Below are 19,511 nucleotides of genomic sequence, written 5' to 3' on the forward strand. Positions count from 1 at the left end.
AATAGTGATTCTGATATTATGTTGGGTATAGAAAATTTGATAATTATAATAATAGGCTGTTCAATAGCAGGTTTTGTTGATGCTGCTGCAGGAGGCGGCGGACTTATAAGTTTGCCTGCATATTTAATAGCTGGTATTCCACCTCATACTGCTTTAGCTACAAATAAATTTACTTCTACATCAGGAGCTGTAGTTTCTGCTTTCACATTCTTCAAAAATGGAAAACTTACAACCAAACTAATAAAGTTTTTGATACCAATGACAATATTAGGCTCTATTGTAGGTGTTCAGGTTATTGTACTCATAGATGCAAAAGTATTGCAGCTTTTGATAATGATACTTATTTTAGCAGTTGGTATTTATACTTTATTTTCAAAAACTTTCGGTACAGAAAATCAATTCGATGAAAATAATCTTAAAACTAAAAACTATGTAATAGGAATGTTTTTTGCTTTCCTTCTAGGTTTTTATGATGCAGTATTCGGACCTGGTACAGGAAGTTTTTTAATAATGTTCTTTGTGCTTTATTATAAAATGGATTTTCTTCTTGCCTCTGGTAATGTTAAGGCTTTGAATCTTACAAGTAATTTATGTTCATTAATAATATTTGCTATAGAGGGAAAAGTTAACTATATGTCTGGTGTATTCGTTATACCTTTTATAATGACATCAACATACTTTGGTGCTAAGTTCGCTATAAAGAAAGGAATAAAAGTTATAAAACCAATATTTGTAAGTATTTCCTTACTAACTACATTGAAAATATTAATAGATATAATAAGATGATAATATAGTATATACCTAAACAACTATATTTTGTCAATTTTTATATTTTGTAAATATATTATCAACTTTTTTGTCGCTCAAAAAAGTTGCAAAAAACGCATATACTACAGCATTATATTTTAAAAATATATATTAAAAGTAGTTTAATACCTTAAATTTTAGTAAAAAACGTAGTCCTTTTGCTTCTTTGGGTCACCAAAAGAAGTAGGGGTTCGGGGACTAGTCCCCGAAAATAATAACAATATAAAAACTAATTTTAACAAAGTTAAAAATTTTCAGTATATATCAAATAATCATAAATTCTCTTTCAAAAGATTATAAAGCTTCATCATAGCTTCAGCAATTTCCTCTGGGCTGTCTTTTTCTGTATCTATATAAGCCCAATAAATCCAATGAGAATCATTCCATTCTTCTATTTTATTAAATATACTTTTTATGTCAAAATTTGAGTTTTTAATTTTACTTTTCATTTTATCAGATTTATCTACTATACCAAAACCAATATAATTTTCACAATTATTAGATTCCATTAAAATATATAAATCATCTGATACACACATCTTAATATGTGGAACATAATCATTATTTTTGAAAAGACGCTCAAATTTATCATACGGTAATATACTATATTCATTCATTTTATTATTTTTTAAATAAGTTTCTATTTCTTGAGTAAATTGCCAATATTTATTTAATTTATTGACCATAGATATTACTTCTATTTTTTTATTAATAATATCTATAACACTATTAAATATCTTTTTATATTCTTCTGCGTCCTCTACTGTTTGTATATCTTGAAAAATATTGTCTTCCAATAGTTTTTGTATTTTTGCTTTTGTCATATCAAGCTCCTTTGTATTATTACTTATCATATTGGCATTATGTATAGTCTGTATCATAGCAGATTTCAAAAGCCTATAATCTTTTATATATTTATTATCATTATCTTTAAATAAAATATTTGAATCATGAAGAAAAGAATATTTTTTATTTTCTAAAATATTCTCAAGCCATAAAGCTATATCGCTATGCTGTAATTTTTGGAATTTATCTTTAAGTTTATTTCTTATATCTGAAGACAAACTATTTTCACTAGGTTCTCTTCCATTAGGCGTTAAATAAATAATATATATATTTTTTCCATAATTTTTTTTATTATTAGTATAGTCATAATAATCATTTAATTGATTAGGCTGATCTGAAGCATATATTTTATTTTCTATAATAATAGCAAATTTATTTTCACTATTTTCTATATTGTATTCAATAAATAAATCTATTCTTCTGCCATCGGCATATTCCTCTCTTTTTATTCTTATATCCGAATGATTTATTTTTTCTAATTCTTCAATACTCTTAAACCCATAATAATCCCATTTAAATTTATCATTTAAATAAATTAGAAAATCTTTAACAAAACTTAATTCAGTATTTTCTCCATACTTTATATTTATTTGAAGAAACTTGGCAAGTAAATTACTATTATAATTCTCATGTCTTTGTAAATTTATTACATCAAATATACAAAACTGAGGAGGAAATTTTTTCATTTCCTCTTTTACTTCTTTTATTATTATTTTAATTTTAGTGAAGATTTCATTTAATCTATTTGTTTTTAATTCTTCTTCATATAAAAATGATTTATGTATAGATTTTATAGTATTTTCTACTGCATTATATTTTTCTTCTTCATCTTTTTTGAATTCATTTATTAAGGTTAATAATGTGTATTCAATATTTTCTGTATTCATATATTGAGTATAATAAACAAGAATAAAAAAATCAATTAATTTAATATTAAAAAAATTATTTACACACCCCGCCCTCTATCTTTATTATTTTGTTTTAAATTTTAATCTTTATTTCCTTACTGCTTCAAATAAAAAAGCATGCCCGCCCAAGTTTTGATTAGATTTATAATTAACTAAACGCGCGATTAATAAAATATTTTTAATATTAATAATATTGTGTATTATAACTTAATTTATATTTGTTATTACAACTATATCTTATCAATTTTAGTTTTTTCAATTTTATTGTTTGTGGGGCTTTGCCCCCACACCCCCAGTTCTTTTATTGGTATAAAAGAACCAAAAGAACTGCATTTTTAATTAATTTATATTATACCACATTTAGTACATTTCAAACTTTTATATTTTACTTGCACTTTCGCGAAGCGTATCCAAGTTTATCGAGGATATAAGGTTATTTTACGAAGTTTGCAGAGCGTATGCGGAGGGAAAAAGAACAATAAAAAATTGACAAACTTAAAAATTCTTAGTATATTTACCGTGCGGTATTGAATTTGTTAATTAAATAAAAATAATGATTGACATTTTGTAGTTTTCATAATAAAGTAATTGACTATGCGGAGCGGGTAAACGCGGTATTTAAGCAACTAATACTGAGGAAAGTCCGTACCTCTAAAGGGCTTCATGCAAGCTAACGGCTTGAAGACGAAAGTCTATGGAAAGTGCAGCAGAAAATATACCGCCAATTTGGTAAGGGTGAAAAGGCATGGTAAGAGCATACCGCATTTATGGCAACATGAATGGCAGTGTAAACCCCATGAGAGGCAAGAGCAAATAGAAACGGATTGCCCTTTTCCTATGTTTCAGGTGGCTCGCTAAAGCATTGTAGTGATATAATGCACAGATAAATGTTTACCTTAAATGACAGAATACGGCTTATAGCTCCGCTTATTTTTTATAATCATATTGTTATTTTTTTATTATGAATATATTATTTATTAATCATAAATAAAAATTGGTAAATAAATGGTAAGTATAATTATAACTACAAAAAATTCAGAAAATTTCATTGCTGATTGCATCAATGCAGTAAATAATTCTAATTATAAAGATACAGAAATAATATTAGTAGATAATAACTCAACTGACAGAACTGTAGAAATAGCTAAAGAATTGGGAGCAAAAACTTTTATTAAAGGCCCTGAACGTTCTGCACAAAGAAATTATGGAGCAGAAATGTCAAGCGGCGAAATAATAGGATTTTTAGATGTTGACATGACTCTATCAGAAAATGTTATAACAGAATGCTTGGAAATTTTTGAAAATAATAAAGATGTTCAGGCTATTTATATACCAGAAAAAATTTACGGAGACAGTTTTTTTAACAGAGTAAGAAGTTTTGAACGTTCTTTTTATGATGCCACAGTCATAGATGCTGTTAGATTCTTCAGAAAAGAAGCATTTATAAAAATAGGCGGTTTTGATTTAAATTTAAATGGTACAGAAGATTGGGATATAGACAGAAGAATAAAAGAAATAGGAAAAGCAGATATAATAAAATCGCCATTATATCATCATGAAAATCATACTTTAAAACAATATATAGTAAAGAAAAGTTATTATGCTTCAAACTTTGATAACTATTTCAAAAAATGGGGGCATGATGCAACAACTAAAAAACAATTTGGTATGTTTTATCGTTATATAGGTGTATATATAGAAAAAGGAAAATGGAAAAAATTATTACAGCATCCTATATACTCAATATCAATGTACTTCTTAAGATTTTTAATAGGTGTTGTTTATATACTTTCAAAATTTAATATATCAAAGAAAGAAAATGTTTATAAGGATAAAAATCAATAAATTTATTTTTTATTCTTTTTTATAAACAATATAAATATTATTACTTGATATTATAGGCAAATTAATAATATTTGTATTATTTTGAGAACTTTCTAAATGATAAACAATATTAGCATTATTTGTAACTTCATTCCAATAACCTTTTTTATTATAAACAAATCCCATTTGACTAAAATAAGGTGAACCATTTTCTATAATAAATTCTTTGCCACCAGCATCATTAGCTATATTCTGAACTGTTTCAATATAACTTTTCCATCTATATGGTTCCTGATAATTTTTATAAAATATTACTATATTAAAAGTCATAGCTACAGCACTAAATATATAAAATATAGAAAGATAATTTATATATTTATATTTTAAATTAATTTTTAAATTATATAATAAATATAGCATAGGTACAAAAGATAAAGCAAAAGCACCAAAATGATATCTAAACTGACCTGCTATACCTCTACCTAAAAATGTTACAACTATAGTTACTGGAAAATATAATAAAAATATAAGCATTAATTCTTTTGTTAAAATCAATATTTTATCATTGGTTTCTATATCATATTTATACCTTTTATATTTAAAAAAAGTTATTACAGAATAAAGAAAGGCAGTAAATATTACTAATATAGATATTATAAGTACAGCTAAAGTAAATACAAAAAAAGGATTATTATTTAAATAAAAATTCATTATTTTTGCAAAATTATTTGCTGAATACATAACAGAAAATTCATTTGTAGGAAACATTAACAAAGAATGAACCTGAGGAAAAGGAAATACCCGTCTTAAATCACTGTTAGCAGAAAAAGTAAGCATTTTATTTGTATTATAAAAACCATTTTTTATTTCAGATACTAAATAAGGTAAATAGCTTAAAAATGCTAAAAATACACCTATGGCAAGTGCTTTAATATTTTTAATAGTGTACTTATATCTTATAATAAGATAAACTATTATTGTAGGAACAATACCATAATAAACCGCAAAATGTGCCTGCCCCATTAGTGCTAATAAAGGAAAAAACATCATAGCCGGAATATACGGTTTATCTCCTATAATATATTCACCAAGTAACGGTATGAGAAGAAAAGATAATGAAAGAGTAATATTCGGATTATAAAATATATTATTTGTATATACAAAATATATATTAAACAATGTTAATACAGATAATATTGACATTATAGATATACCAAATCTTTTATAAACCCATAATAAAAATATTAAAGATGGAAAAAACATTGTAATAAAATTAAATACTCTTGCTAATTCTATATTCTCATTAGCTAATTTATAGCAAGTTAAATAATGCAAATAAAAAAATCCTCCAGGAACACGCGGTGCTACTTCTTCGGTAAGCGGTCCCATTTGAAATCTAGCACCTACTGCCGGCATAGAATTATTGTCATAATATCGTTTCATATCATAAAAATGTGTAAGAAAATCTATAAAATCTGTACCCGCTTTTGGAAAAGAATAGATTCTTGTGAATATAGTTAAAGAAATAGATATTATTAATAAAAATATAGAAATATAAAGTGTTGTTTTGCCATTATTCATAATTGAAATTATCCTAAAAAAATTATGAATTATAATATCATATAATCATATTTTTACAATACAAGCATTAAAATTCTATTACACCATTAAATAATTGTTTATCTCTCCATTTGATAAAGTCTTTATAGTTTGTAATATTATGTTTCAAAACAGCTTTATAATATTCTATACCCATTATTTTTATATCATCAGGAGTTTCATATTTTAATTTTAATATAATATTTCTTTTTTCTTCTGTAAGCATATTTATTATATCATCAGCAACTTTTTCAAAATATCCGTCATAATAAGAACCTTCTAATATATGAATAATATCAATCTGCCAAACTTCATTATCATTATTATCTTTATAAAATAAATGCCACTCTATACAATGTTCATCTGTGTCTATCAAATTTGAATAAGTAATTTTTTCTATTTTTTTATTTGAAGCTATTTTTGATATTGCCGAAAAACTTTTTTCTATATTTAATTCAGGAGTATAAACATGAAAATCAATATCTCTATTTTTCATTAATAGTCCCATTTTCAAAGAGCCTACTAAATTAATTCTTGCTCCAATACTTTTAAAAGCATTTTCAATATCAAGCTCTTTTATAATACTAAATGCTTTTTTCTGATTATTATTAGAAATTTCTATAATTTTATTAATATCATTATTCATAATTTAAACCTTCTCTAAACACTAAAAAATAAAAAAGAAATAGTCATCTGTATTAAAGATAAACTATTTCTTTTTATTATTCAATAAATTATAATATTTTGTTTTATTTCGTTCTTGGTCCGAATTTAAATCCTAATTGTAAACCTATATCAAAACTAGAGTAATTAACTTCGTCAACTACTAGAGCATTATTACCTAAATTCCAATTTGGAAGTCCTGTATTAACTGAATATAAACTAGGCTCTACTCCGAAATCATATCCAAGATATAAACCTATATTAAATGCCATTTTTTCTATAAAGAAAATAGAATAATCAAAAGTAAATTTGATATAAGGAATAACAGATGTTTTAAAATTTCTTTTCATATAATCTGAATCTATTTTTGTGTCAGTACTAATTGAGCCAATTTTTGAATGATAATTTCCAGCCATAGGAAATTTAATACCTCCTCCAATTCCTACAGAAAAATTAAAAAAGTTAAATTTAGGGAGTATTCCTAACTGTATGCTCTCAAAAGAATATGTATATGAAATATTTTTATCAAGTTTACTAATATAAGAATAAGTATCATGACTATAGCCTATTTCACCAAGAACGCTTAATCCCAAATTATCAGTAAACTTAAACATATAACCAAGCTGAGCAGTTATACCTATATCAAAACCAACTCCGCTATTTTTTCCTACCGTATCCCGTATTTTACCATTAAGCCAAACATCAGCATCTTCAGCTCTATCAGTTAAATCATAATCATAAATACCAATACTCATTCCGATAGGCACATTTAATATAAACTCAAAACCGCCATTAACTGCAAATGATGTAGATGCAATAGCAGTAAACATTATAATAGATAGTATTATTTTTCTCATAAGTTTTCATACTCCTTAATAATTTATACGTATATTTAAACTTTAACATTTTAAATATATTTTACAATACAAAAATTATTATTTTACATATACTAAATATGAAATATTGATACATATATAGAACAATTTTAATAAAAAAACAAACTGCAAAGATGTTCAGTTTTAATAATATTTTATATTCTTGACAATTTAAAATTTTATAGTATAAAGAATTAACATAATATTAATTCTATAGAATGATAAGGAAAATAAATGAAAAAAGGTAAAAAGTCTGAAATAAAAAAATTAAGAGTGAAAAAACATAAAAATCTTTTACTTGTAAAAAGCGACAGCGAAGAAGATAAAAAAAAATTGGAAATAATAAAAGATATACTCATAAATAAAAATGAAGATCAATCTAAATATTATTTGCATAATTACTTTTTGAATAATAAAGGAGAAGCTATTTTCAAACATCTGCCTTTTTTTGATATATATGAAAGACATTTCTCTAAATATAGAGGTAAAGATATTAATATGATGGAAATTGGTGTGGGAAGCGGTGGTGCTGTAAAGATGTGGAGAGAATATTTTAGAAACAATAATCCTAAAGCTAATGTCAACATATATGCAATAGATAGAAATCCAAAATGCAAACAATTTGAACAGGATAATATAAAAATATTCATAGGCTCTCAAGATGACAGAGAATTTTTAAAAGAAGTAAAAAGCCAAATTCCAAAACTAGATATATTAATAGATGACGGCGGACATAGAATGAATCAGCAAATAACTACTTTTGAAGAGATGTATGAACATGTAAAAGATGATGGAATTTATTTATGCGAAGATGTTTATACTTCATATTGGCCTAATTTCGGAGGCGGTTATAAAAATCCTAATTCATATATAGAATACACAAAAAATTTAATAGACTCACTTAATGCCTATTGGGCTACAGAAGAAGATGATTTATACCCAAATGCTTTTACAGACAGCACCTACTCTATTCATTATTATGATGGTATAGTAATAATAGAAAAAAGAAAAAGAGACACTAGATATAATGATATATGTCAGCAGGCTATAATAGGCAAAACTAAAGAATGATTAATAGCAAAACTAAAATAAATTTTTAAAATATTATATAAAAAATAAAACTATTAAATTCTATTTTCCTTTTCTTTTTGCCAATATATAAGCAAAACTGTCAAAATATTTCATAATACTTTCATCTGTATTATATTCATTATCTCCAAGCAAATAATCACATAAAACTTCTCTAAGTCTTGTAAACTCTTTTATACTATGTTTTTTGTATTGGGATAATATAGTCAAGTCAATAAGCTCTAAAGCTCTGTACGCAGCATTTTTAGAATATTCAAAATTATTTTTATTTTTAAATTTTATTGCTCTGTAAACTTCACTTCCAATATTAGCCATCTGTTCGGCAAGACTCAAAGTATTCCATTTTCCATTTGCTGAATCTTTATGCATATAACTCATAAATATACCTATTACTTAATTATTAAATTATTTAATATTTCTATTATTTTATTTCTAATATTCTCATCTTCAACATATCTGCTTCTATTATTATCAGAAGGTCTTATATTAATTAAAGAATCAAATTCTATAAAATCTTCATCATCTAATTCAGGATAAATATTAATCCCCCATAAATCCTTTTGTAAAGAACCATTTTCTATTAGCAAAGATTCCAAATCACTATGAAGCTCTGCATCTAAAGCTAATTCATTTTTTTCTATATCAACAACACCTTTAACCATATCAGTAAAAAAATTTCCAAGCATATTCTTAATTTCTGAAACTTCAATGCTTTCTTTTATAATTATCATATAATATTAATACTCCATAAACATATTTAATTAACATAATATTAACGGAAATGTAATTTTTTTATAAAGTAAATTTAATATCATATATATGTATGTATGAATGTTTTTTATAATTTATATTCCGATAATAAGAATAGTTTTTATTATTGTTATAAAAATAATAAAAATTTAAATGATATAATTAATGCTAATTTTAAAGCTATAAACGAGCAGCTGATAACTGACAAAGGAAGTTGTCAGCTTATTAAAAGCGAGTTTATAGCTAGCAATAATAAAAATTGTGAGCGTATAGCAAATTTATTTGCTATACTTTTTTGGCGAACAATTTTTATTAATAATAGTAATAAAAAAATAATAAAAGAATTTTAGATTATTACGAAAATGCAAACGATATAATAATCATTTCTATATTAAAACAGGAGATAAAAAATGAGAGTTACTGAACAAGCCCAATTTAATAGAACAGTTAGTACAATAAAAAGAAACTATAATGAGATGGAAGCTTCTCAAACTAGATTATCTACTGGTCAAAGGGTGCAGTACCCTCACCAGAATGTTACTTCAACTATTAATTCTATATATTATAGAACTAGAATGTCTTCAGTAGACAGATATCAAAGCAATATAGTTGATGGTAAAGAAAAATTAAGCGTAGCACATGATTCTATGTCAGCTATCACTCAGGCTTTAAATAGAGCAAGAGATTTAGCAGTTCAAGGTGCAAACAGCACTTACGGAGCAGATGACAGAGCAAAAATGGCTATGGAAGTAGAAGAAATGATAGAGAGAATATATGATATATCAAAAACTCAAAGCAAAGGCGAGTATATATTCTCAGGAACAAGTATAAAAACAGCACCTTTCAGAGCATTTTACGGATATGATGAAAAAGCAGGCCGTTCTATAGTAAAATCTGTTATGTATGAAGGCGATGGAAATGCTCAAAACAGAGAAGTAGAAAACGGACAAGTTATCAATGTAGCTACTCCGGGTAATTATGCTTTCTGGGGTACTGATATGGAAATAATATCTACAAAAGATGCTTCAACTTATGTTGCTGCTGAAGATCAGGACATTATGATAGATGATATGGTTGTAAATATTAAACAAGGCGATAATATTGAAGCTATAGTTCAGAGAATAAATGATGCTAATGGTAATGTAAGTGCAAGTATAGGAGATTTAAGAGGCGGAGAAAAAGTTATACAATTAAAAACAGGTTCTCCTCATAAAATACTTTTACAAGATTTGGCAGGCGGTACAGTTTTACAAGATATAGGTTTAATAAGAGAAGGTGCCGCTAATAATCCAGAAAATAACTATGAGCCTAGTGCTTTAGTTACAGGAAAAAGCGTATTTGAAACTCTTATTTATTTAAGAGATGCTATGCTTAATGATGATGTAAGAGCTATAGGCGGCGAGGCTTTAGGTTATATAGATAGTTCTTTGGATAATGTTGCTACTGTTCAGGCTAATGCCTCTTCTAAAGTTACAAGACTTGATATGGGTTATGCTAGCTTTGAAGATCAGAAATTAGCTATTGAAGAAGCTTTAGCTAAAAATGAAAATATTGACTATGCTGAAGAAATTGTTAATTTCAATATGTGGCAATATGCTCATAATGCTTCATTACAAACAGCAGGAAGATTATTAGGCAGAACTCTTATGGATTATTTAAGATAATATAAATAAGATAAAAAATAAAATGCTGACAATATAAAATATTATTAATGTATAAAAGGAAATAATTATATGCCGGAAATAGAATCTAGGATACTAGGAAAAATAGAAGTTTCAGATGATTCATTATATCACTTAAATGGTACTATATTAGCATTTGAGGCTTATGATGAATTTTATCTTGTCAATATGGACGAGGAAGGAACTTTTAAAATACTTCAGTCTAAAGATGATAAAAATGTATGCTTTATACTTATAGATCCATTTTTAATATTCAAAAATTATGAGCCTGATGTGTATGATGATGATATAAAATATTTAGGTATAGAGAATAATGAAGATTTATACCTTCTTACTATTGTCAGCATTCCAAATAGTGATTTTAAATCTATGAGTGCTAATTTAGTAGCTCCTGTAGTTTTTAATATCAAAAATCATAAAGCTAAACAATGTACCGTTTCAGGTGATAAATACACAACTAGACATTCCATTCTTTTAGAAGATAATAATTCTGGCAATACCAATACAGAAGAAAGGAGTTCATAATAATGCTTGTACTTTCTAGAAAAATCAATCAAAGCATAGTAATAGGAGATAATATAGAAATAATGCTCGTAGATATACGAGGCGATCAAATAAAGCTAGGTATTAATGCTCCTAAAAATGTAAAAATATTCAGAAAAGAAGTTTATGAAGAAATAGAAAGCCAAAACTTAGAGGCATCAAAAGAGGCTACTGCTGATAAATTGAATATTTTAAGTAATTTTGTAAAAAATAAATTTGGTAAAAAACAATAATAAACAATCTTATTTTTTCTTAAAACTATTCTAAAATCTAATATTAATTTATATTTATGTTTTGAAATCAAAATAATAATAATTATATAAAGCTTACTAATTAGCTTGTAAATGGATTAATTAAACTTCTATTTTTTATTAAATTAATAGGAGTTAAAATTATATATGATATTAGAAAATTGAATAATGATATTATAGCCGAAAATATTAAAAGCATATTATATGTTTCTAGAATTCTATTAAAAAACTGATTTATAAAAATAGGAATATCCAATTTAAAAAACACTTTCATTATAATAAATAATGTATTTAATATTAATGATAAAGCAAATATAACTATAATACCTTTTGAAGCATGTGAAATATCAGCAGGACTTAACTCCATATGAGAAGCTATTGATATTGACAAATACAAAAATATCCAAAAAGTAATATTTTTAAAAGAAGAATACTCTATTACATTTTTTATGATATTTATAAATATATTATAGGTATATACAAATATATTTGATATTGTATAGTAGAATATTGAAAGTATATCTGAATTAAATACTTGTTTATATTTAATGACAGGTATTTCAAATACATTATTCTTTAATTCAGGAGCTAGTAATATAAATAATAAATAAACGATTAAAGTTCCAATAATAATCGGACCTACCCCTATAAAAAAATTGCCCATTTGCTGATACCAACTTCTTGAATCATAGCTATGAAGAACATAACCTATAGTATCAGATTTTGTATTGAATAATTTTATATCATTAATTTTATGTTTAAATAATAAACAAAATAAGGCATGTGATAGTTCATGTATTGGAGTACCTATCCAGCCTGTAATATACACTTCTGTTTTAGAGCCTAATGTTTTAGCAAATATTCTTCTAGTAATAGATGATAAAACATATAAAATAAATCCGAATATTATAATGCTTCCGAATGATCTAAATAAATCTATTATAGTTTTAGATAGTATAATAACTATAAAATAAAAAAAATCTTTTATCATTTTTAATTCCGTATGTGAATTTATCGGAAGAAAGCACCTTTTAATTTACTTTTTGAACGATGTAAAAAATATGTATAAAATATGCACTTGAAAAAATAGTATTTCTGCTATAAACTAGTATAGCAATTAAATTATATAAAATATATAATTACGTTTACAATATTTACATTATTAAATAAAATCTGTTTTGTAATATAATATAAGACAAGTGGAGAAAAAATGAAAAAAATAATATTCCTGATGCTGTTAATATTAAATTCTTTTGCTTTTGCTATAGATGATATAGTAGATAAAGATAATTTACATAATTTAATAGAAGGTGTAACATCAACAAGATTCGGATCTGATAGAGTAAGTACAATATACGATTTTGCTCCGCTTATGAATCATAATACGCCTTTCAAATTAGGAGTATCAATATTAGATTTATCGCATATAGTAGATAATACTTATACAAATAAAGATGGAAAAAGAATATTAGCATTTTTGCCTAAAGGTTTCGTAGGATTAAGTTACGGTATATTTGGATTTGGATATCAATTCAGTTTATATAATGATCTTAGTGATAAAAATGCTCCTATTGCTCATAGCCATTCATTTTCTTTTGGTTTTGCTTCAGAAAAATATAGATTTACTTTGCCTATATCATTTTCTATTGCTGATCAAAATTATTATGGCGGAAAATTATCAATAAGTACAACACCTAAATTTTCATTTATGTTCAGAGGCGGATTATTAGATGAATTTACAATGTCGCTTCATTATGGCATACAGCTTTCAAGTGTTACAAATGATGTAGGCGGAACAAAAATAGCTCCTATGGTATTAGGAGGCTCTCTATATGGAAGCATAATGCTTACAAGATTTGATAATTATCCTGTACAAATAAGTCTTCCTGTAAAATTAGCATTCTATTATGGTATAGGAGCAAGATGGGCTACTATAGATGCTGGATATGCTGAAGATGCTGTACTTAATTATCTTTATGATGATGACGGAGGAAGATCTACTGACAGTATGTATTTCTATGTATTATTACCGGCAAAATTCGAGGCTAAATTAGGAGCAATATATACCTATGTAATGCCTAGACTTATGTTTGAGGGTAAAATATATAAAGTAGATGGTGAATATAATTTGCATTATGGAGTTGAGGGAGAAGCTCGAATTACTTTAGTAGAAAATTTCACTTTTGGTTTGACCGGATATGCCGAAGGTCAGGGAATAATGAAAAAAAGTGCTGACTTTAATATATATAATGCATTCGGCGGCGGAATAGATATTTGGGGAATTTGGCGATACTAATAGACTATAATAATTAAAAAATATATAAAGCAATGCATAACAAAATGCATTGCTTTTTTATATGCATCATAAAAAACTTTGTTGGTATTTTATTTAAGTAAGTTTACTTAATTTTTTTATTATTGCTATTCTCCCCCACTTTTAACTATTATAGATAGTACTCTATTAAAGTAAATGAATTATTTCTAAATATCTAAAACTATTGAACTTGCTTTCTATATTAATAAAGATTTAATTTTGATATTACTTCAATATAATTATAGTACGGAATTATATTTTCTTATTTTTTGTTTTAACTAAAATTAGATACTTATAAATAATTTTCAATTTAATCAATAATTCTAAATATAGAAAAATTATTAAAAAAAATTTCTTGCTTTTATCATACAAATTGTTATATTATTAATAGATGGTTGTGATAATTAATTACAATATAAGATTAATATATCACATAAAAATTAAGGTTTATTTATGAATGAAAAAAAGGAGGTATATTATGACTAAATTATTTAATATCTTAAATAATGAATGTACTTTTCTTAATGATGAAGATTATAGGCTATTAATAAGTGAATATTACGAAATAATGAGGAAATATGAAGAATGAACGATATTATTTGTTTCTCCTTAAGCCTATGCCATAACTGTATAGGCTTTTTTATTATCTATGGTAAAGATTCATTAAAAACACAAATAAAAAAGTTATTGCCTTTCCATATTAATTTATTATATTATTAGTACAAATCGTGATTATAAACTACAATATAAATTCAATGTATCACATAAAAAATTAAGGTTTATTTATGAATGAAAGAAGGAGATTTACATGAGCAGATTATTAAACAGTTTGAATAATGATTGTATTTTATTAGATGATGAAGAATATAATTTATTAATCAGCGAATATAACGACATAATAGAAAATGTAGAAGAATAAGCTTTATTTTTTCCCACTAAGCCTATGCATTTATTGCATAGGTTTTTTTATTATAATTTTATTTTTTGTATTTTTTAACGCACGGTTAGTCAATTCTATTTTATGATTAATATTTGATTTTTTATTATTCTTTATTTCTTGTTTTATTTTTTCGTGCGGTAAATAAACTAATAACTTTAAAAACATTTTGGGTGGGCATGCTTTTTTAATTGAGGCAGTAAAGAAGTAAAAACTAAAATTTAAAATGGAATAATAAAGCAAGAGGGTGGGAATATGTAATTAAACTTTAAAGTTTTATTTATATTCCCCGCCCTTTAAACCTTGTTGCTTTGTTCTGTAATTATAATTTAAATTGTTTTGATGCTTTATTAGAAATTACAGCACCCACCCAAGAAATTATTAACTTTAAAAACTTTATTCAACGCACGGTAAATGCATTATCATTTATGATATAAATTGTATGATAATATAATTACATTTATGATTTATACTGCGTGCGATGGGGCTATGTTGGGTAAATAGAACTTAAAGAAGTTGACAATAAATAAAAAATATATATACTATACATTAATATAGATTAATGATAAGAGGTGAATTTATGGATTTAGAAAAAAAACTTGAATTATACTATGCTAAATCTTATATAAAAGATGACATAAAGAAATGCGAAGCTACAAATGATTTCAGCAAAATAGCAAAGTATCCTTATGATTATTTTCATGGAGGAGATGAATTTTTTAAAGATTATTTTTCTATAGAAGATGAGGCATTAAAGAAAAGATATGAACATTTTATGAAGATACTCATTTACGGAAGAGATAAGGAAGGAGAAGGCGGAACTAGATATGTTATTTTTGATTATATAGTCAATAGAGATTTTGAAAAGTCACTCAGATATCTTGTTTATGGATATGAGAGATATAAAGATCATGCAAGAACTTTAAATGGTGAAACTTTAATATATACAGTTTTTCAAGATTTTAATAAATACTTCAGTAAAGAGTTTGAAGAATACACAGATAAATATATTAATATTATTAATAACAATGATAATAAAAAAATATTAAAAAAAATGGACAGAGATGCTGTAATACCATTGATTGCAATATGTTCTGTTATAAAAAATAATAAAGAATGCGATGAGAAATATATAAATGCAGCTATAAAATCATTCGATGTTCTTCCTAATCTTTATGATACTTTGAATGTAATCGCTGCTATTTTAGATCAAAATGAAGTTGTAAAAAATAAATTTATAGAAGTGCTTAATAATAATAAAGAATATATTATTGATATGAATATTGAACTTGGAAAGTATTTAAGATTACTAGATTATACAAATCCTTATAAAGTTAAAGATAAATTTTTTAATGCAATAAATTATCCGAATGATTTCGGATTTATAGCAAAACATTTTGAAGATTATTATCATTATGAGTTTATTTATGGAGCAAGAGATTTATATTTAAATCATAAAGAAGATTTTTATAAAATTTATCATTTAGTAGGAAATAACCTAAATAATAATAGAAACAAAAGAATATTTATAGTGCTTAGCGGCGTTTTACTAGAACATAATGATAATAAAATAGATGCAAATAATTTAAAAATATCTTTAACTGTATTACAAACTATAACTAATAAATTTACAGAAGATAATTCGGAAGGATATAATACAAGACCTGTTTTCACCTCTACAGAAAAAATAGAAGAAATATTTGATAAAGATAAAAATAAACTCTTTGATGAGCTTATAAATTATTATACAGACAAAAAAAATACATACCGTTTATACAGCAGAATGGATATAGCTCCTGGAGTTAGACTTGATATAGAACTTTATTATTTATACTCTTTATTTAATTATGACATTCCTGAAATGAAAAACTATAAAAAGTTTGCTCTTGATATTTTTAAATATCTGCCTGTTCAATTAGGTATAAGAAGATATATAGAAGTGCAGGCATCTATAGGAACTAAAACTTTAAAAGAAGTTATTGATAGTTTATTAAATAATAAAGAATTAAATATTACATTAAAAGAAATTTTATTATCATATTATTTTGATTATGCAGGAGATTTTTCAAATTATTATTATGACTATGGCGGAAAATATCTTCCTACTCTATATAAAGAACTTAGATGCATAGATGAAAATAATAATGTTATTATAAATAGTGTAAAAGATGAATTATTTAAAAGCTATTTTGATGAAGTATTAAATATATTAAATGATGATAAGTTTATAAAAGATAATATAGCATTAAATAAAAATACAGCATTAGATATATTAAAGACTTTGTATAATAAATGTCATTATAATGATTATCATTTAGTTTATACAGTTCTTGAAAATACAAAGAGAGCCGAAGTAAAAAGACATTGTATTAAAGTTATTTCTGATAATGAAGCTATTACAAGACCTTATGTTGAGAAGATGTCAGAGAAAGCGAGATCATCAGAACTTAAAGGAGCATTAAAAAATATTATTAAGAATTGGAATCTTAAAAAATACGGCGACTATTTTAAAAGTATTGATGAGGCTTTGGAGTTTATTGACACTTACTACAATACAAACTATGAAAAAAATATAAAGTTCTTAGACGATGTTCATTTGACAAAAGTTTTATACAATAATGGAACATTAGCTGATGAGAGAATATTTAAATATATCATTATGGAATATATGAATTTAGTAGAGCCATCAAGATTAAAAGACTGCGACATGCTTGCTGAAATTCTTGATACTACTTCATTTACTAATGCTTTGGAAATGCTATATATTCATTGGAAAGATTCTAATTATGAAGCTACAAAAAAGAATATTTTAATACCTTATTTAATATATTCTGATGATTTGAAAATAGATAAAGTTTATCCTCTTATAAAAGAATTTGCTAAAGGTTCACGTACTGTTATGGCAGCATTTATTGTAAAATGTATGGCATTAAACGGAAAGAACTATGCATTAATACTAGTAGACGGACTTACAAGAAAATCACCTACAGCAAAAATAAAAGAAGTGGCAATAGAAACTATGGAGAACGCTGCTTATATGCTTGATATGACAGCTGATGAACTTTCAGACAGAATAATACCTAATTTCGGATTCAGTCAAAAAGGTGAAAGAGTTCTAAATTACGGCGGAGAAGCAAGAAGAACATTCACATTATCAATAGACAATAATCTTGAACTTACAATTACAGATAATGAAAAACAAAAGATAATAAAATCACTTCCAGCACCAAACAGCAAAGATGACAAAGTAGAAGCTGACAGAGCTAAGAAAGAATGCACTACTCTCAAGAAAGAAATAAAAACTTTGATACAAAACCAAAAAATAAGACTTCAAAAAGTTTTATTAAACGGCAGAAAATGGACTTACAATAATTTCAAAACTGTATTCGTTGAGAACCCAATAATGAACATATTTGCTTTGAAACTTATTTGGGGTGCTTATGATGAGAACAACAATTTAATACAGAGCTTTAGATATATGGAAGACGGCACTTTCAATACAGTTGATGAAGAAGAGTACAGTTTACCGGAGAACAGTTTAATAACTTTGGTTCACCCTTCAGAATTAGATGCTGATACTATAGCCAAATGGAAAACTCAATTATCAGATTATGAGATATCACAGCCTATAGAACAGCTTGATTTCAAATATGAAGAGATTAAAGAAGAAGACATAAAAGAAGATAAAATTCATTCTCTTGACTCTAAAACAATAAAGGCTGGTGTATTGATGTCATTAGCCACTAAGTATGATATGGCTAGAGGAGAAGCTATGGACGGAGGAACTTTCTGCGAGTACATATTAAAAGATACTTATCTCAATATTGCTGTTCATATATCATTTGATTATATGTACTTTGGAATGGACGCTAATGAAGATATTGAGTTTGGAGATATAGAGTTTTGCGAGATAAATGACGGCATTGAAACTTTGATTAATCCTTTAAAAGTTAATAAGAGATTTGCTTGTTCAATTTATAGTATAGTGAAAAGTGTTTTTGGAGATTAAATTTTATCATAACGCACGGTAAATAGATTAAAAAAATTTAAACTAGTTAATAATGCAGTTAGTGTTATTAACTAGTTTTTTATTTATCGTGCGGTTTATTCTCTAAAAATTTAAATAACATTAGGGCGGGTGTTTTTAAATTCTGTTTAAGCAGATAAGAAAGAAAAAATTAAAATTGCAAATAAAATTAATAAAGAATAATGGGCGGGGTATGTAATTAAGTTTTAAAATTTAATTACACTTGCCCACCCTTTAGACTTTCAATCTTTTCTCGCATTTCTATATTATTTTTCTTTTTTATTTCTGATGTTATACCTAAACAAATACATTTTGTCAAAAATAAATTTATATTTTTGTTTTTATATCTGGGGCTTTGCCCCAGACCCCACTTCTTTTGTTGCCACAAAGAAGCAA

The 19,511-nt window shown here is 25.4% G+C and carries 15 protein-coding genes and 1 other RNA gene; 9 read left to right on the top strand and 7 right to left on the bottom strand.

Features of this window, described 5'->3' with window-relative positions:
* Nucleotides 1-18 precede the first annotated feature (18 nt).
* Nucleotides 19-786, top strand: coding sequence for a TSUP family transporter (locus Q0K19_RS07830; protein WP_297246965.1), 768 nt, complete (start codon nucleotides 19-21; stop codon nucleotides 784-786).
* 293 nt (nucleotides 787-1,079) lie between these two features.
* Here Q0K19_RS07830 and Q0K19_RS07835 read toward each other — a convergent pair whose 3' ends face one another.
* Nucleotides 1,080-2,540, bottom strand: a complete 1,461-nt coding sequence (locus Q0K19_RS07835; protein WP_297246967.1) for a PD-(D/E)XK nuclease family protein — start codon at nucleotides 2,538-2,540, stop codon at nucleotides 1,080-1,082.
* Nucleotides 2,541-3,154: 614 nt separating this feature from the next.
* Here Q0K19_RS07835 and rnpB point away from each other — a divergent pair.
* Both rnpB and Q0K19_RS07845 read left to right on the top strand, forming a co-directional pair.
* Nucleotides 3,155-3,495, top strand: an RNA gene (gene rnpB, locus Q0K19_RS07840) — RNase P RNA component class A.
* A gap of 71 nt (nucleotides 3,496-3,566) precedes the next feature.
* Entirely contained in the window at nucleotides 3,567-4,406 is an 840-nt protein-coding gene (locus tag Q0K19_RS07845; protein WP_297246968.1) for a glycosyltransferase, read from the top strand.
* Between the two features lie 9 nt (nucleotides 4,407-4,415).
* Here Q0K19_RS07845 and Q0K19_RS07850 read toward each other — a convergent pair whose 3' ends face one another.
* The 3 genes from Q0K19_RS07850 to Q0K19_RS07860 all read right to left on the bottom strand — a co-directional run bounded on the left by Q0K19_RS07850 (nucleotide 4,416) and on the right by Q0K19_RS07860 (nucleotide 7,504).
* Nucleotides 4,416-5,966 (bottom strand): hypothetical protein, encoded by a 1,551-nt coding sequence (locus Q0K19_RS07850; RefSeq protein WP_297246970.1) that lies wholly within the window; start codon nucleotides 5,964-5,966, stop codon nucleotides 4,416-4,418.
* Between the two features lie 67 nt (nucleotides 5,967-6,033).
* Nucleotides 6,034-6,630: a phosphoglycerate mutase family protein gene (locus Q0K19_RS07855; RefSeq protein ID WP_297246972.1), complete on the bottom strand. Its 597-nt coding sequence runs from the start codon at nucleotides 6,628-6,630 to the stop codon at nucleotides 6,034-6,036.
* Nucleotides 6,631-6,733: 103 nt separating this feature from the next.
* Entirely contained in the window at nucleotides 6,734-7,504 is a 771-nt protein-coding gene (locus Q0K19_RS07860) for a hypothetical protein (protein WP_297246974.1), read from the bottom strand.
* A gap of 252 nt (nucleotides 7,505-7,756) precedes the next feature.
* On the opposite strand from Q0K19_RS07860, the gene Q0K19_RS07865 reads away from it, so the two are divergent.
* A complete protein-coding gene (locus tag Q0K19_RS07865; RefSeq protein WP_297246976.1) occupies nucleotides 7,757-8,593 on the top strand; it encodes a class I SAM-dependent methyltransferase in 837 nt (278 codons plus the stop codon).
* 60 nt (nucleotides 8,594-8,653) lie between these two features.
* On the opposite strand, the gene Q0K19_RS07870 is transcribed toward Q0K19_RS07865, so the two are convergent.
* Complete coding sequence (locus tag Q0K19_RS07870; RefSeq protein WP_297246979.1) at nucleotides 8,654-8,989, bottom strand: hypothetical protein; 336 nt, start codon at nucleotides 8,987-8,989, stop codon at nucleotides 8,654-8,656.
* 11 nt (nucleotides 8,990-9,000) lie between these two features.
* On the bottom strand, nucleotides 9,001-9,342 hold the full coding sequence (locus Q0K19_RS07875) for a DUF5674 family protein (protein WP_297246981.1): 342 nt from the start codon (nucleotides 9,340-9,342) through the stop codon (nucleotides 9,001-9,003).
* Nucleotides 9,343-9,771: 429 nt separating this feature from the next.
* On the opposite strand from Q0K19_RS07875, the gene Q0K19_RS07880 reads away from it, so the two are divergent.
* The 3 genes from Q0K19_RS07880 (at nucleotide 9,772) to csrA (ending at nucleotide 11,819) form a co-directional block, all read left to right on the top strand.
* On the top strand, nucleotides 9,772-11,025 hold the full coding sequence (locus Q0K19_RS07880) for a flagellar hook-associated protein 3 (RefSeq protein ID WP_297246982.1): 1,254 nt from the start codon (nucleotides 9,772-9,774) through the stop codon (nucleotides 11,023-11,025).
* A 69-nt stretch (nucleotides 11,026-11,094) separates the two neighbouring features.
* Nucleotides 11,095-11,568: a flagellar assembly protein FliW gene (gene fliW, locus Q0K19_RS07885; protein ID WP_297246984.1), complete on the top strand. Its 474-nt coding sequence runs from the start codon at nucleotides 11,095-11,097 to the stop codon at nucleotides 11,566-11,568.
* Between the two features lie 2 nt (nucleotides 11,569-11,570).
* The gene (gene csrA, locus Q0K19_RS07890) at nucleotides 11,571-11,819 is read left to right on the top strand and encodes a carbon storage regulator CsrA (protein WP_008727916.1); all 249 of its coding nucleotides are present in this window, start codon (nucleotides 11,571-11,573) and stop codon (nucleotides 11,817-11,819) included.
* A 100-nt stretch (nucleotides 11,820-11,919) separates the two neighbouring features.
* On the opposite strand, the gene Q0K19_RS07895 is transcribed toward csrA, so the two are convergent.
* Complete coding sequence (locus tag Q0K19_RS07895) at nucleotides 11,920-12,828, bottom strand: hypothetical protein (protein WP_297246989.1); 909 nt, start codon at nucleotides 12,826-12,828, stop codon at nucleotides 11,920-11,922.
* 219 nt (nucleotides 12,829-13,047) lie between these two features.
* Here Q0K19_RS07895 and Q0K19_RS07900 point away from each other — a divergent pair, with 219 nt between their 5' ends.
* The gene (locus Q0K19_RS07900; protein WP_297246991.1) at nucleotides 13,048-14,133 is read left to right on the top strand and encodes a cell surface protein; all 1,086 of its coding nucleotides are present in this window, start codon (nucleotides 13,048-13,050) and stop codon (nucleotides 14,131-14,133) included.
* Nucleotides 14,134-15,668: 1,535 nt separating this feature from the next.
* Complete coding sequence (locus Q0K19_RS07905) at nucleotides 15,669-19,097, top strand: DUF4132 domain-containing protein (RefSeq protein ID WP_297246994.1); 3,429 nt, start codon at nucleotides 15,669-15,671, stop codon at nucleotides 19,095-19,097.
* The last annotated feature ends 414 nt before the right edge of the window (nucleotides 19,098-19,511 follow it).

The organism is uncultured Brachyspira sp., assembly GCF_944393015.1.
Classification (GTDB): domain Bacteria; phylum Spirochaetota; class Brachyspiria; order Brachyspirales; family Brachyspiraceae; genus Brachyspira.

Coding starts and splice junctions, on each gene's coding strand:
- Q0K19_RS07830 (WP_297246965.1), top strand. CDS start 19: ATGTTGGGTATAGAAAATTTGATAATTATAATAATAGGCTGTTCAATA.
- Q0K19_RS07835 (WP_297246967.1), bottom strand. CDS start 2,540: ATGAATACAGAAAATATTGAATACACATTATTAACCTTAATAAATGAA.
- Q0K19_RS07845 (WP_297246968.1), top strand. CDS start 3,567: ATGGTAAGTATAATTATAACTACAAAAAATTCAGAAAATTTCATTGCT.
- Q0K19_RS07850 (WP_297246970.1), bottom strand. CDS start 5,966: ATGAATAATGGCAAAACAACACTTTATATTTCTATATTTTTATTAATA.
- Q0K19_RS07855 (WP_297246972.1), bottom strand. CDS start 6,630: ATGAATAATGATATTAATAAAATTATAGAAATTTCTAATAATAATCAG.
- Q0K19_RS07860 (WP_297246974.1), bottom strand. CDS start 7,504: ATGAGAAAAATAATACTATCTATTATAATGTTTACTGCTATTGCATCT.
- Q0K19_RS07865 (WP_297246976.1), top strand. CDS start 7,757: ATGAAAAAAGGTAAAAAGTCTGAAATAAAAAAATTAAGAGTGAAAAAA.
- Q0K19_RS07870 (WP_297246979.1), bottom strand. CDS start 8,989: ATGAGTTATATGCATAAAGATTCAGCAAATGGAAAATGGAATACTTTG.
- Q0K19_RS07875 (WP_297246981.1), bottom strand. CDS start 9,342: ATGATAATTATAAAAGAAAGCATTGAAGTTTCAGAAATTAAGAATATG.
- Q0K19_RS07880 (WP_297246982.1), top strand. CDS start 9,772: ATGAGAGTTACTGAACAAGCCCAATTTAATAGAACAGTTAGTACAATA.
- fliW (WP_297246984.1), top strand. CDS start 11,095: ATGCCGGAAATAGAATCTAGGATACTAGGAAAAATAGAAGTTTCAGAT.
- csrA (WP_008727916.1), top strand. CDS start 11,571: ATGCTTGTACTTTCTAGAAAAATCAATCAAAGCATAGTAATAGGAGAT.
- Q0K19_RS07895 (WP_297246989.1), bottom strand. CDS start 12,828: ATGATAAAAGATTTTTTTTATTTTATAGTTATTATACTATCTAAAACT.
- Q0K19_RS07900 (WP_297246991.1), top strand. CDS start 13,048: ATGAAAAAAATAATATTCCTGATGCTGTTAATATTAAATTCTTTTGCT.
- Q0K19_RS07905 (WP_297246994.1), top strand. CDS start 15,669: ATGGATTTAGAAAAAAAACTTGAATTATACTATGCTAAATCTTATATA.